This window comes from Streptomyces camelliae (assembly GCF_027625935.1).
Classification (GTDB): domain Bacteria; phylum Actinomycetota; class Actinomycetes; order Streptomycetales; family Streptomycetaceae; genus Streptomyces; species Streptomyces camelliae.
On the sequence record NZ_CP115300.1, the window covers coordinates 5,634,047 to 5,647,322 of the forward strand.

Below are 13,276 nucleotides of genomic sequence, written 5' to 3' on the forward strand. Positions count from 1 at the left end.
GTCTCCGTCTCTTGGTCTCTTGCTTCGCGTCGTTACATCCCTGGTGACATGAGCCCCGGAACCAGCGAGGGCTCGACGACGATCACGAGTCCGAGCCCGACGATCGCCAGTGCCAGCGGAACGTCGACCACGCTCCTCGCGGGCAGCAGCTTCTGGGCGGAGACGAGGACGGCGACCACCGACATCCACACCAGGCTCATCACGCCCAGCGCCAGCAGCATCGCCATCAGTCCGATGGTCGAGCCGGTGCAGTACAGCCCGAAGACGATCCCGGAACCGGTGTCCTCGCGGCAGCGCGAGCGGAAGTACCGCTTGACCGGCGTGAGTTCGTAGACGCCCGCAGCGATCACCACCGCGCCGGCGACCGGCGATCCGTGCGGCCGGTCCAGCGCGTACGCCACGACACCCGCCAGCGCCCAGACGGCCAGGTAGCCTCCGGCGAAGGGCAGCGCGGCGCGCAATCCGCCGGTCGCGCGGACGTGCCGGGCGACGGCCGGAGCCGCGCCCGGCAGCATCATCGCCGCCATCATCGTCGTCCACGTCGCGGCGAAGAACCTCGATGGGCCGGGGCTGGTCGCCGTCCCCATGTCCACGCCGTGCATCAGCCCGGCCGCGGCTGCCCAGCATGCCGCGGCGAGCCCGAGCGTCACCCCCAGCGCGATCGCCGGCCCGGCCGGCCGGCGGAGTTCCGCGTTCACTGTCGGTTCTCCCTACGCGGTGGGCGCGGCCGCGCCGGATCCCGTCACGTGGATCCGCGTGCCTGCCCGTCGAGGTGGTCTTTCAGCGCGTCGAGCGGGCTGTCCCAGTCACGCGCCAGCGCGGCCAGGAACTGCTGGGCTATTCGCATCGGCGCGGACCTCAGCCGGTACCGCACCCGGCGTCGTTCACCCGGTTCGGCCGTGACCAGGCCGGCCTCGGCCAGCAGGGCCAGGTGTTTGGCGATCGCCTGCCGGGTGATCGGCAGCCGGCCGGCCAGGTCCGTGGCCGTGGCCGGGCCGCCCGAAGCGAGCGCGGCCAGGATGGCGCGCCGGCTCGGGTCGGCCAGGGCGGCGAAGACCTGCTCGGCGATCGCCTCGATGTCAGGCTGCGACATCGAGGTGGTCGACCAGCTCGCCCAGTTCGCGCGCCCAGCCCTCGGTGTGGTCGTCGTACTCCTTGCGGCGGGTGTCGTCCGGCAGCTGGGCGAAGCCGGTCTCGACCACCGTCAGCCGGGTGCCGGAGGCGACCGGTTCGAGGGTGAACTCCACGTAGGTGCGGCGCGGGTCGTCCTCGGGCAGTCCGGGCACGCGCCACGTGTAGCCGAACACCGTCGGCTCCTCCACCCGCTCCACCCGCATGTCGGCGAAGTGCCCGCCGTCCCACTTCATCCAGGCCGAACCGCCCGGGCGCAGATCGATCTCGGCCTGCTGGCCGAACCAGGCGCTCAGTCCCTCGGCCGTGGTGAGCGCCGCCCACACCGTGGCCGGGGGGTGCGCGATCTCGACGGTCCGCTCGATGCGATCAGGGAATGCCATGACTGCCTCCATAGAGTTATAGCAACCATCTGATTGCGACATTATGGCAACCGATCGGTTGCGTCAAGTCTGCTCGGCTCGGTGCCGGCCAAGGCTGCGTCGGCGTGATCGAGGCAGGTCGCAGTCCCTTGAGTGCCGACCGCGTCCGCTCTCCGGCACGCGCCTACGATTGCGGAGACGTGTCCCTGGCGGACGCTGTCGTCGCGATGACTCAACTCCAGAAGGCCAACACCTCGGCCTCGGCCTGCGTCCTCGACACCACGATCGAGGACTGGCGGCGCATGTTCGACGGGCTGCGTGTGGTCCCGGGGAACCATGTCCTTACCTGGACGCTCTCCAGCACCACGGAGAGCGGCGTCTTGGACGCCTCTGTCGTATGGTCCCGACTTGAGCAGGACCCGGAGGAATCGGCGAGCCTGGCCATCGACGTCGACGGGGTGTGGTTCACCTGCTATTTCTTCGATGTCGAAGAGATCGAGTTCACGTTCGATCCGTCTGGCGTGGCTGACAAGGCGACCTTCGCTCCGGTTCGCGCCTTCGTGACCTGGCTCGGAACCGTGACGGGCAGGGAAGTCATCGTGACGATGGAAGGCACCGATCACGCTGCCATGCCTGCCCTCATCCGGTGGCGGCCGTGAAGCTTCCAAACCTTGAAAAGAGGATGACGTGAACCGATAGGAAAGGGCCACACCCCGTGATCACTGTGCAGTTCACCGTGCGGCCCGGCCAGGGCGATGCCAGCGGTTTCGATCTGGGGGACATGGCCGTCACCGGGGGCCTCGGCACGGCCGACTCGGCCGGCCACGTTCCCGATCAGGGCATGATGATCTACCTTTCGGTCGTCCAGTTGCTGGACAGCCTGGGTGCCTTTCTCCAGGGCAACGCCCGTGTGCTGAGCTTCACCGGTGCCGACACCTCCTTCGGTCTTGTCGTGCGACGGACCAAAGACGGCCTGTCGGTCGCTGGCAGGAGCGGCGTCGTCGCACGGACGACGGCGCCGGAGCTCGCCTCAGCCGTGCTACGCGCGGCAGAAGACCTGGGTCCCGCCCTCCCCCCGGAAGACCCGGTCGCATCCGACTGGGAAGCTGCCCTCGCCGCATTCCGTCCCCTCGTACCGAGCAGGAAGGGGTGAGTGCCGGCAATCGACACCTCGCCGCCGGGACGCACGGGCCGTCCCCGCTGATCGATATCGCCTTCGCCGCGACCTGAAATCGCCCTTCATGTACCGGGTGAGCGCCGCCTTCCGGGCGAGCTTGACGCCGAACTCGACGCGTTCAAGGAACGGCCACTGGGTCACACCGTCTTCCCGCCAAGCCGTTCTGGACGAAGTTCGCCTGCCTCACCGCTCAGGAGTAGGTCCAGCGCCACCTGCTCCCGCTGAGGGCGCACGTGATGCTCGTGCCGGAGGCGTCCGTCGTCGTCGCTCCGTGGTCGCTGTTGCGGCAGAACTCGCCGGCGGAGTAGCAGTTCCCCGCGTTGGAGACGATGGAGCAGGTGCCGGATGCGCTCTGGCTGCCAGTGTCGCCTGAGCTGCCGTCACCGGAACCGGAGCTGTTGTCGGTCGACGCCTGGGCGGTGACCGTCACCGTCGCCTTGACCGTCTTCGTCACGGTCGGTCCAGGTACGGGCTTCGCGGTGGCCGTCGCCGTGGCGGTGGCGGTGACGGTCGCGGTCGGCCGGGGTTGGCTGGCCGCTGTTTTCACGCTGTTGCCGTCGCTGTGCTGACCGCCGGCGCCCGCGCCGATTCCCAGGAAGAAGGCGAAGCCGATCACGGGCAGTACGTAGCGCTTCCGGGCCCACTTGGGAGCCGGGCGGACCGGTGGGGTGGGTGGCGGCGGCATGTATGGGCTGGTCATTCGTCCCCCCTGGGAAGTTTCAGGAGCGACGACGGTAGTCCTGCGGCGCCAGATCTGTGGGGAGTGCGGAGGAGAGGTGATGGATTCGTGATGATCACGGGCTGACGTGATCGGCGACTTCGCGGAACTCGTCCTCGGTCAGCTGCCGGTCCGCTGCCTGGACACTGATGGTGTATCCGGCGGCGTACCAGGTCAGAGACCATCCACCCGGCGGGGTTCCCGGTCTGTGGGTGAGCCGTCCGGTGGTCTGGGTGATGCTCAAGGAGCCTGTGCCCCCTCCCTGCCCCGGGTTCCGGAGGTAGGTGACCGTCCATGAGGGCGTTCGGGTGCGCCGGTACGGGGGTGTCGTGATGTCGCCCGGTCCGAGAGGTCTGTCGGACGGTGTGTAGCCCTTGGGGAGGTAGCGGGGGTGGGCGAGGTGGGTGGCCTCGAAGGGGCTGATGGTGTCGTGGGAGACGGCGTCGGAGAGCGTCCTGGCGCCGAGCGGTCGGTCCAGGGTCGTGGTGAGCAGCCGCTGGCCGCCTTCTCCTCCGCTGCCGACGCATACGGCGTTCTCGGGCAGCCCGGCGTGCCGCTGGTGCGCCAGCTCCAGTGAGACCGTCCGGGCGGATTCGTGTGCCACCAGACGAGGCTCGTCCTCGCAGCCGGTCCAGATCACCGGGGTGGTCAGAGTGCGTCCGTCGGCGCTGATCAGCACATCGCCCGGTACGGACGTGTCGTAGGTGTGCGAGCGATCCCGCAGTGCCCAACCGGCCACGACCGTGATCAGGCAGGCCGATGCCACCGCGGCCCATGCCGTGCGGGGGCGCAGGCGCCGTCGGCCGTTGTGGGACATGGTCACGCTCCTCTGTATGTGTGGTGGGCCGCCGGTCCGGCCCGGCGGCCCACCGGTCGTTCAGCCGGCGGTCACTGGGTCACCAGGGTCCAGTGCATGTCCTGCAGGGTCTGGAAGATCGGTACGAAGTACACACCCTGGACGCACCACGGCGTGCGCACGCCGCTGTCGAGGACGTACTCGGACGACGGGCAGGTGACCGTGCGGTCGAGGGCTGTGATCATGCCGCGTGCCTCGTCGGAGGTGTAGTTGTTCACGCCGGCGAAGACCGGTCCGCCGCTGTCGCCGTTCGCCGCCGCGATGTGGTCCTTCGTACGGGACGTGGAATAGGCGAGGTCGGTGTCCGGCCGGTAGACGCCGTTCGCTCCGGTGACCCCGATGTCCGTCGCGGAGATCTGCACGCCGCAGTGCACACCCGAGTTGGCGCCGTCGGTGCAGACGTAGTCGCCCACGTTGTTGTGGCCCCAGCCGGAGACGGGCTTGGAGTACCCGTCGGTCTCGTTCGCCGGACCGTCGTACAGACGCCCGGCGGACTGTCCGGACGGCAGGCTGATGCCCAGGGCGTCGTCCGACGCGAGCCGCTGGGCGGTGTCGGTGGTGCCGATGAGTCTGTTGCCCCAGTAGGTGTGCCACACACCGCCGCTGCCGTCGCAGTGGTAGGCCGCGCTGAGCTCGTACCGCCCGGTGGAGGTCTTGACGCTGAACGCACTGGAGCAGACGCCCCCGCCGGGGTTGCGCAGGGCCGCCCCGCCGTGCCACGGGGTGTCGTCCTCCTGCCGGGAGGAGAGGTCCACGCTCAGCGGCTGGTAGGCCACGGTGGTACGGACTCCGGTCAGGCGGTCGGTGGCGGCCTTGACCTCGCTCGACCTGTCCTGGCGAGCGGCCGACGCCAGCGGGTCCATCCGGTCGCTCTTGCCCACGCCCCGGTCTTCGTCGTAGCCGATCCGCAGTCCGCTTCCGTCGACCGCGGGGGCGATGCTGGTGATGCGGAGGGGGGTCGACGTGCCGGAGACGCGCAGATCCGCGGGCTTTCCGCCGTGAAGAAGCCTGTTCCGGGCCGCGTGCAGATCGGCCTTGGAGTAGCGGGCCGGAAGCACCGAGGCGTGCACGCCCTCGGGCAGGTGGGCGAGGATGCGCCGTACCCGCTGCGGCGGGTCGCCCTTCCAGTGCAGACGCAGGCTGTTGTGGAGGGAGTCGACTTCGATGTCGGTGAAGCCGGGGATCCTGGCGCGGTCCGATTCGGAGAGCCCCTCGGTGATGCGGCCGGCGATCTTGTCGAGGGTTTCCTGGTTCTTCTCGATCGTCTGACCGCCCGAGCCCGAGCCCGAGCCCGCGGCCGTTGCCGTTGCCGGGGCGGTGAGCGCCGATCGCGTCGACGCACCCGCGGAAGGCGACGCGATGAAGGGAAGGGACAGGGCCAGCGCCGCGACGGGGAGGGCTATGACCGCCCGTCTGCGGCCTCTGCCGGATTTCTTCACAGGGCCTCATTTCCTCAGTTGTCTCCCCCGAAGCGGGGGTCCGTCGTAAATGACGTGCGCACGGGCACTGCCGTTGGCACGCTGCCCCGGTGAATCGCGAACAGATCTCCCGCATCGCTCATGCCGAACACCCCGTCAAGTCCCCGCTCGACGACGACTCCGTGCGCCGGCTGCTGGAACGAGGCCTGCCGAAGGGGACCGAGCGGGTGCTCGACCTCGGCTGCGGCCAAGGGGAATGGCTCCTGCGTGCGCTGGCCACGCGGCCGGACGTGCACGCCGAGGGGGTGGACCTCTCCGAGGACGCCCTGGCCCAGGCGGACGCGGCGGCGCGCGAGCTCGGGGTGCGGGACCGTCTCGTCCTGCACCACCAGAAGGCCGAGGAGTTCGTGTCCGCGGAGCCGTTCGACGTGGTCCTCAGCTTCGGGGCCGCGCATGCCTTCGGCGGCCTGCTGCCCACCCTCGCCGCGGCCCGCGAGCACCTTGCTCCGGGTGGCCGTGTCCTCGTCGGGGACGGCTTCTGGGAGCGTCCGCCGTCACCGGAGGCCGTCGAGATGCTCGGGGACTTCACCGACCTGGCGGACACCGTGGACCGGGTCGTCGCCGACGGATGGATCCCGGTCGACGGGCACGTCAGCACGCGCCGGGAGCTGGACGACTACGAATGGGCCTGCTGGGGCTCGCTCGCCGCCTGGGCCCTGGACCACCCCGACGATCCGGACAGCGCGGAGGTGCTGGAGACGGCCCACGCCCGCCGTACCGAATGGCTGCGCGGCTACCGGGACAGCTGGGGGTTCGTCTCCCTGGTCCTGCGCCGGACACCTGGTGCCGACTGAGGGCTTCCGGCGCGGCGTCCGGGCGGGCACTGTGAGGAGGAGAGCCCACGGTTCCTGCGGTTCCTGCCTAGGCGGTGACAGGCACATGGCATTCGACGCCGGACGGATCTGTCTCGATCTCCTCGCCACCTCGCATCCGGGCGAACGGCTGGACGGCGTCGGGGCGTTGGGTGCGTGGATCGGGGGCGTGGGCCTGGTGCCGAGCGGTACGTCGCTCGCTCACGCCGAGGGGTCCTGGGTGGTCCGGTTCCAGGAACTCCGGGGGCTCGTCCGGCTGTTGGTGCTGCCCAGCGGCACAACCCCGGACACCGGCTCGTACGACCGGGCACTCGCCCGCGTCAACGGCCTCGCCCGTTCCGCGCCCCCGGCTCCCCGTGCCGTACGCGGTGCGGACGGCCGGCTCGCCAGGGAGCTGGCCGACCCGCCCTCCTGCTCCGCGCTCCTCGCCCTCGTCGCCCGGGACGCCGTCGAGCTGCTCACCGATCCCGTCGCGCGGGCCGCCGTACGGGAGTGTGAAGGGGACAACTGTCCGCTGGTGTACCTGGATACGTCCCGGGGGCGGCGCAGGCGCTGGTGCTCCAGTGAGGTCTGCGGGAACCGGGAGCGGGTGGCCCGGCACCGGCGGCGGGCCGCCCTGACGCGGGCGTGATGTGCGTAACACCGGGTTTCCCGGCCGCCCTGCGCGGGCAGCCCGGGCGTCCCGAAGCCGCCCCCTCCGATGTGTCGGAAATGCAAAGATCATGCGGTGGGAATGTGTGCTCATGTCCCGCTCGGCCCGTCGTCCTCAAGAAAAACGCCAACTCCGTTTGAACACGTCGGCCCCCACTTCCGTACGGGTGGGCGAGCGACCGACTGGGGGAACCCCCGGACACCGGAGGTGGGCGTGCGCAAGGATGCGGCCGTGGCCAATGAACGTGGATCGAGGGCCCGACATCGCATGTCCTCATCACAGCCCTCGGAACCAGATGAGGAGCTGATGCGTGCGCTGTATCGAGAGCACGCCGGACCTCTGCTCGCGTATGTCCTGCGGCTGGTCGCCGGTGACCGGCAGCGCGCCGAGGACGTCGTACAGGAAACGCTCATCCGTGCCTGGAAGAACGCCGGTCAGCTCAATCGGGCGACCGGTTCGGTACGCCCCTGGCTGGTGACGGTCGCGCGCCGCATCGTCATCGACGGCCACCGCAGCCGGCAGGCCCGGCCGCAGGAGGTCGATCCGTCGCCGCTGGAGGTCATCCCCGCGGAGGACGAGATCGACAAGGCGCTGTGGCTGATGACGCTGTCGGACGCGCTCGACGACCTGACCCCGGCCCACCGGGAGGTCCTCGTCGAGACGTACTTCAAGGGGCGTACGGTCAATGAGGCGGCCGAGACGCTGGGCATTCCCAGCGGCACGGTGCGCTCTCGGGTGTTCTACGCCCTGCGATCGATGAAGCTGGCACTGGAGGAGCGGGGGGTGACGGCGTGATGAGCAACGGTTACGGGGGAATGCAGGGATATGGCCCTGGTGGTCCGGGTATGTCTGGGCCCATGAGTCCCGGTTCAGGTTCTTCGGTGCCCAGCGAACACGAGACCGTCGGCGCCTATGCCCTCGGGATTCTCGATGACGCCGAGGCAACCGCTTTCGAGGCGCATCTCGCCGGCTGCGAGTGGTGCGCCCAGCAGCTGGACGAGCTGGCCGGGATGGAGCCGATGCTCGCCGCGCTCGCGGATCTGCCGGGCTCCGGCAGTACGCCCGCGATCGGCGACTCGCTGTCCGCCAGGCCCAGCCCGCGGATCGTGGAGAAGCTGGTCGACGAGGTGGCGGAGAAGCGCGCCCAGAAGCGGCGCCGCTCCTTCTACATGATCGCCGCGGCCGCCGCGCTGATCATCGCCGGGCCGCTGGCCGCCATCGCCGCCAACAGCGGCAACAGCTCCGGCGGCGGGCAGGTCACCGCCTCGTCCGCCCAGACGACGTTCTCCGCCATGCCCGACAAGAAGTCGGCCACCGACCCGGCGTCCCAGGCCAGCGCGACCGTCGCCATGGAGCAGAAGGAGTGGGGCACCCAGGCCGTCCTGGAGCTGAAGAACGTCAAGGGGCCGCTCAAGTGCTCCCTGGTGGCCGTCGCCAAGAACGGACAGCGCGTGACCATGTCGTCGTGGTCCGTCCCGAACTGGGGCTACGGCATCCCGGACGCGCAGACCGAGGAGTCCAAGAAACCGCTCTACATCGGCGGCGCCACGGCCTTCAAGCCGAACGAGATCGACCACTTCGAGGTCGTCACCTTCGAGGGCAAGAAGCTGGTGCAAGTGAACGCGTAGCGCCTGCGGCGGGCTTGGCCGGAATTGGTGCTGTTGGCAGGGGGTGCCGCCTTATGGGGGCTGCGCCCCCAGGCCCCCCGTGCCGGATCCGGGTGCGTCCTGCCGTGCCTCGCCGGCGGGTCCGTCGTGGTTGTTCGCTCCCCCAAGTTCTCGGCTTCGCTCGAACAGCGGGGACCCCCATCGCGGCGGAGCCGCATATCGACACGGCCCCGCGCCCCTGGGGAGTTGTCCTGCCGTAGCTTTCATGGCGCCCCTTCGCGTACGGTTGACGGCTGCCCAGCACGTCAGAAGGGGGCCCGGTGGCCGCTCAGGTTCAGCAGTCCGCGGTCGGCTCGGTACACGGCGCACACGATTCCGTCCGTGACCGGGAGATCAGCGTCGAACAGGAACACCTGGACCGGGTGTACCGGCGGCTGGAGGAGAAGATCCACGAGGCCGAGTTCCTGATGAACGACGCGGCCAAGCGCGGCCAGGTCGGCACCCCGGGTGCGCTGGCCGAGCGTGACGCGCAGGTCTTCCGGGCGGGGATCCATCTCAACCGGCTCAACAACGAGTTCGAGGACTTCCTCTTCGGGCGCATCGATCTTCTTCTCGGCAAGGACGGGAAGAAGGGGCCCGACGGGGCCTACACGGCGGTGGAGCCGGCCGAGGGTGCCGTGCGGGACGACAACACCGCCGACATCGCCGAGACCCTGCACATCGGCCGCATCGGTGTTCTCGACGAGGACTACGCGCCGCTGGTCATCGACTGGCGCGCGCCCGCCGCCGCGCCGTTCTACCGGTCCACCCCGGTCGACCCCGGGCGGGTCGTACGGCGCCGGGTCATCCGGTCCAAGGGGCGGCGCGTGCTCGGCGTCGAGGACGATCTGATGCGGCCCGAGCTGACCGCCCGCCTCGACGGCCGTGAGCTGCCCGTCATCGGCGACGGCGCCCTCATGGCCGCCCTCGGCCAGGCCCGCACCCACACCATGCGGGACATCGTCTCCTCCATCCAGGCCGAGCAGGACCTGGTGATCCGGGCTCCCGCCGCCTCGATCACCTACGTCGAGGGTGGACCCGGGACGGGGAAGACCGCCGTCGCGCTGCACCGGGCCGCCTATCTCCTGTACCAGGACCGCCGGCGGTACGCCGGTGGCATCCTCATCGTCTCGCCGACCCCGCTCCTCGTGGCGTACACCGAGGGCGTACTGCCCTCGCTCGGTGAGGAGGGCCAGGTCGCCATCCGCGCCATCGGCTCGCTGGTCGACGGCGTGGAGGCGACCCTGTACGACTCCCCGTCCGTGGCCCGCGCCAAGGGCTCGTACCGGATGCTGAAGGTGCTGCGGAAGGCGGCCCGGGGCGCCCTGGAGCTGGGTCCCACCAGCCGTGACGAGGACGCCGAGCCGCAGCGGACGGTCACCGGTCCGCCCACCCGCCTCCGCGTCGTCGCCTTCGGGCGCCGCCTGGAGCTGGAGGCGGCCGAGCTGGAACACGTCCGCCGCACCGCCCTCGGCGGCACCGCGCCCGTGAATCTGCTCCGCCCGCGCGCCCGCAAGCTGCTGCTGGACGCGCTGTGGGCGCGGTCCGGCGCGGCCGGCCGGCACACCGACCCGGAGCTGGCCGCCGAACTGCGCTCCTCCTTCGACGAGGACGTCGCGTCCGAGGACTCCTTCCTCGCCTTCCTCGACGCCTGGTGGCCCGAGCTGACCCCGCAGCGAGTCCTCGCCGCCATGGCCGACGAGAAGCGGCTCGGCCGCTGGGCCCGGCGGATCCTCAACCCCGGTGAGGTCCGCAGGGTCGCCCGCTCGCTGAAGCGGGACGGGCACACCGTGCACGACATCGCCCTGCTGGACGAGCTCCAGGCGATCCTCGGCCTCCCGGCCCGCCCGAAGAAGAAGCGCGAGCTCGACCCGCTGGACCACCTCACCGGGCTGGAGGAGCTGATGCCGGTGCGCGAGGAGTCGCAGCGCGAGCGGGCCGAGCGGCTCGCGCAGGAGCGCACCGAGTACGCGCACGTCATCGTGGACGAGGCGCAGGACCTCACGCCGATGCAGTGGCGGATGGTCGGCCGCCGTGGCCGGCACGCCACCTGGACGGTCGTCGGGGACCCCGCCCAGTCCTCCTGGTCCGACCCGGACGAGGCGGCCGAGGCCCGCGACGAGGCCCTCGGCACCCGGCCCCGGCGCCGCTTCCAGCTCACCGTGAACTACCGCAACCCGGCCGAGATCGCCGAGCTGGCCGCCAAGGTGCTCGCCCTGGCCATGCCCGGCGCCGAGGCGCCCAGCGCGGTGCGGTCCACCGGGGTCGAGCCGCGCTTCACCGTCGTAGGAGAGTCGCTGGGGGCGGCCGTGCGGGCCGAGGCCGAGCGGCTGCTGGACCTCGTCGACGGCACCGTCGGCGTGGTCGTCGCGATGAACCGGCGCGAGGAGGCCCGGCGCTGGCTGGCCGGGCTCGGCGACCGGGTGGTGGCGCTCGGCAGCCTGGAGGCCAAGGGCCTGGAGTACGACGCGACCGTGGTCGTCTCTCCCGCGGAGATCGCCGACGAGTCACCGGCGGGGCTGCGCGTGCTGTACGTGGCGCTGACCCGGGCCACCCAGCAGCTGACGGTGGTCTCCGGGGAGCGGGACGAGCCGGACGCGGCCGGAGTACCGGACCTTCTGCGGGACTGACGGGACCGACGGGACCGGCGGACTGAGTTTTCTGTGAACTGTCCGCAGGAGGAATGGCCCTGGGCATCCGTTTGTTAGCCTGGGTACGGCACCGGCCCGATCCAAGCCCCCGGGCCCAACCTTTGTCCCTGCGAGGGACCACTTGCCGCGAGGCGAGCATGGCGGGTCGGTGTCATAAAGCATGAGAGAGGCCCACGTCCGATGTGACGTGGGCCTCTTTCCTTGTCTGATCGTTTCTCGTATGGTGGAAGTGGTTTTCCGAAACCGGCCACCGCTCATGAACAAAACGTCCGCAACCCCAGGCGACTACCGCGTACTCCGCGGTAGGTGCGACGATCGGACAGCACAACTCGCGACACGGTGAAAGCAGAGGAAGTCGGCCATGGCAACGGCGCCCAGCGTCTCCTACTCGATGACCATCCGGCTGGAGGTGCCCGCGAGCGGAACGGCCGTCTCGCAGCTCACCACCGCCGTGGAGTCCTCCGGAGGCTCGGTGACGGGCCTCGACGTCACCGCGTCCGGGCACGAGAAGCTCCGTATCGACGTCACCATCGCGGCGACCTCCACGGCCCACGCCGAGGAGATCGTCGAGAAGCTGCGCGGTATCGAGGGCGTCACTCTCGGCAAGGTCTCCGACCGTACGTTCCTGATGCACCTCGGCGGCAAGATCGAGATGCAGTCCAAGCACCCCATCCGCAACCGTGACGACCTGTCCATGGTCTACACGCCGGGTGTGGCCCGCGTCTGCATGGCGATCGCCCAGAACCCCGAGGACGCCCGCCGCCTCACCATCAAGCGCAACTCCGTTGCGGTCGTGACGGACGGCTCCGCCGTGCTGGGCCTCGGCAACATCGGCCCCAAGGCGGCCCTGCCCGTCATGGAGGGCAAGGCGGCCCTCTTCAAGCGCTTCGCCGGCATCGACGCCTGGCCGATCTGCCTGGACACCCAGGACACCGATGCGATCGTGGAGATCGTCAAGGCGATCGCCCCGGGCTTCGCCGGCATCAACCTGGAGGACATCTCCGCGCCGCGCTGCTTCGAGATCGAGGCCCGCCTGCGCGAGGCCCTCGACATCCCGGTCTTCCACGACGACCAGCACGGCACCGCCATCGTCGTCCTCGCCGCCCTCACCAACGCCCTGCGCGTCACGGCCAAGGCCATCGAGAACATCCGGGTCGTCATGTCCGGCGCCGGCGCGGCCGGTACGGCCATCCTCAAGCTGCTGCTCGCCGCCGGCGTGAAGAACGCCGTCGTCGCCGACATCCACGGTGTCGTGCACGCCGGCCGCGCCGACCTGGTGGACGCCCCGGCCGACTCGGCGCTGCGCTGGATCGCCGACAACACCAACCCCGAGGGCCTGACCGGCACCCTGAAGGAGGCTGTGCGCGGCGCCGACGTCTTCATCGGCGTCTCGGCCCCGAACGTCCTCGACGGCGACGACGTGGCCGCCATGGCCGACGGCGCCATCGTGTTCGCGCTCGCGAACCCCGACCCCGAGGTGGACCCGGCGATCGCCCGCCAGACGGCGGCCGTCGTGGCCACCGGCCGCTCCGACTTCCCGAACCAGATCAACAACGTGCTGGTCTTCCCGGGTGTCTTCCGCGGCCTGCTGGACGCCCAGTCCCGCACCGTCAACACCGAGATGATGCTCGCCGCCGCGCAGGCCCTCGCCGACGTGGTGACCGAGGACGAGCTGAACCCGAACTACATCATCCCGAGCGTCTTCAACGACAAGGTCGCGGGCGCCGTGGCGGGCGCGGTGCGCGAGGCCGCGAAGGCGGCGGGCGCGACGGCCTAGCCACCTCGTGACGTAC

General features: G+C 70.4%; 14 protein-coding genes. 8 read left to right on the forward strand and 6 right to left on the reverse strand.

What is annotated here, in order from left to right:
* Positions 1–32: 32 nt before the first annotated feature.
* Genes O1G22_RS25755 through O1G22_RS25765 form a run of 3 tightly spaced genes read right to left on the reverse strand, consistent with a single transcriptional unit; the run spans position 33 to position 1,514 of the window.
* Positions 33–698 carry a DUF2182 domain-containing protein gene (locus tag O1G22_RS25755; RefSeq protein WP_270083472.1) on the reverse strand — a complete coding sequence of 222 codons (666 nt, stop codon included), beginning with the start codon at positions 696–698 and terminating at the stop codon, positions 33–35.
* 44 nt (positions 699–742) lie between these two features.
* Positions 743–1,093, reverse strand: coding sequence for an ArsR/SmtB family transcription factor (locus O1G22_RS25760; RefSeq protein WP_067048114.1), 351 nt, complete (start codon positions 1,091–1,093; stop codon positions 743–745).
* On the reverse strand, positions 1,080–1,514 hold the full coding sequence (locus O1G22_RS25765; protein ID WP_270083473.1) for an SRPBCC domain-containing protein: 435 nt from the start codon (positions 1,512–1,514) through the stop codon (positions 1,080–1,082). The genes O1G22_RS25760 and O1G22_RS25765 overlap by 14 nt, the downstream gene beginning before the upstream one ends.
* Positions 1,515–1,693: 179 nt before the next feature.
* On the opposite strand from O1G22_RS25765, the gene O1G22_RS25770 reads away from it, so the two are divergent.
* Positions 1,694–2,152, forward strand: a complete 459-nt coding sequence (locus tag O1G22_RS25770) for a hypothetical protein (RefSeq protein ID WP_270083474.1) — start codon at positions 1,694–1,696, stop codon at positions 2,150–2,152.
* A 56-nt stretch (positions 2,153–2,208) separates the two neighbouring features.
* The gene (locus tag O1G22_RS25775; RefSeq protein WP_270083475.1) at positions 2,209–2,646 is read left to right on the forward strand and encodes a hypothetical protein; all 438 of its coding nucleotides are present in this window, start codon (positions 2,209–2,211) and stop codon (positions 2,644–2,646) included.
* 214 nt (positions 2,647–2,860) lie between these two features.
* Here the strand turns inward: O1G22_RS25775 and O1G22_RS25780 are convergent, their stop codons facing one another.
* The 3 genes from O1G22_RS25780 to O1G22_RS25790 form a co-directional block, all read right to left on the reverse strand.
* Complete coding sequence (locus tag O1G22_RS25780) at positions 2,861–3,370, reverse strand: hypothetical protein (RefSeq protein ID WP_270083476.1); 510 nt, start codon at positions 3,368–3,370, stop codon at positions 2,861–2,863.
* Between the two features lie 94 nt (positions 3,371–3,464).
* On the reverse strand, positions 3,465–4,205 hold the full coding sequence (locus O1G22_RS25785) for a hypothetical protein (RefSeq protein ID WP_270083477.1): 741 nt from the start codon (positions 4,203–4,205) through the stop codon (positions 3,465–3,467).
* 71 nt (positions 4,206–4,276) lie between these two features.
* The gene (locus O1G22_RS25790; protein ID WP_270083478.1) at positions 4,277–5,683 is read right to left on the reverse strand and encodes a S1 family peptidase; all 1,407 of its coding nucleotides are present in this window, start codon (positions 5,681–5,683) and stop codon (positions 4,277–4,279) included.
* An 89-nt stretch (positions 5,684–5,772) separates the two neighbouring features.
* On the opposite strand from O1G22_RS25790, the gene O1G22_RS25795 reads away from it, so the two are divergent.
* From O1G22_RS25795 to O1G22_RS25820, 6 genes are all read left to right on the forward strand, one after another.
* On the forward strand, positions 5,773–6,516 hold the full coding sequence (locus O1G22_RS25795; protein WP_270083479.1) for an SAM-dependent methyltransferase: 744 nt from the start codon (positions 5,773–5,775) through the stop codon (positions 6,514–6,516).
* An 85-nt stretch (positions 6,517–6,601) separates the two neighbouring features.
* A complete protein-coding gene (locus O1G22_RS25800; RefSeq protein ID WP_270083480.1) occupies positions 6,602–7,165 on the forward strand; it encodes a CGNR zinc finger domain-containing protein in 564 nt (187 codons plus the stop codon).
* 228 nt (positions 7,166–7,393) lie between these two features.
* Positions 7,394–7,981: a sigma-70 family RNA polymerase sigma factor gene (locus O1G22_RS25805; protein ID WP_079173430.1), complete on the forward strand. Its 588-nt coding sequence runs from the start codon at positions 7,394–7,396 to the stop codon at positions 7,979–7,981.
* Between the two features lie 50 nt (positions 7,982–8,031).
* On the forward strand, positions 8,032–8,814 hold the full coding sequence (locus tag O1G22_RS25810) for an anti-sigma factor family protein (protein ID WP_428986402.1): 783 nt from the start codon (positions 8,032–8,034) through the stop codon (positions 8,812–8,814).
* 299 nt (positions 8,815–9,113) lie between these two features.
* Complete coding sequence (locus O1G22_RS25815; RefSeq protein WP_270083482.1) at positions 9,114–11,462, forward strand: HelD family protein; 2,349 nt, start codon at positions 9,114–9,116, stop codon at positions 11,460–11,462.
* A gap of 382 nt (positions 11,463–11,844) precedes the next feature.
* Complete coding sequence (locus tag O1G22_RS25820) at positions 11,845–13,260, forward strand: NAD-dependent malic enzyme (RefSeq protein WP_270083483.1); 1,416 nt, start codon at positions 11,845–11,847, stop codon at positions 13,258–13,260.
* Positions 13,261–13,276: the final 16 nt, after the last annotated feature.

Coding starts and splice junctions, on each gene's coding strand:
- O1G22_RS25765 (WP_270083473.1), bottom strand. CDS start 1,514: ATGGCATTCCCTGATCGCATCGAGCGGACCGTCGAGATCGCGCACCCC.
- O1G22_RS25780 (WP_270083476.1), bottom strand. CDS start 3,370: ATGACCAGCCCATACATGCCGCCGCCACCCACCCCACCGGTCCGCCCG.
- O1G22_RS25760 (WP_067048114.1), bottom strand. CDS start 1,093: ATGTCGCAGCCTGACATCGAGGCGATCGCCGAGCAGGTCTTCGCCGCC.
- O1G22_RS25820 (WP_270083483.1), top strand. CDS start 11,845: ATGGCAACGGCGCCCAGCGTCTCCTACTCGATGACCATCCGGCTGGAG.
- O1G22_RS25800 (WP_270083480.1), top strand. CDS start 6,602: ATGGCATTCGACGCCGGACGGATCTGTCTCGATCTCCTCGCCACCTCG.
- O1G22_RS25810 (WP_428986402.1), top strand. CDS start 8,032: ATGTCTGGGCCCATGAGTCCCGGTTCAGGTTCTTCGGTGCCCAGCGAA.
- O1G22_RS25785 (WP_270083477.1), bottom strand. CDS start 4,205: ATGTCCCACAACGGCCGACGGCGCCTGCGCCCCCGCACGGCATGGGCC.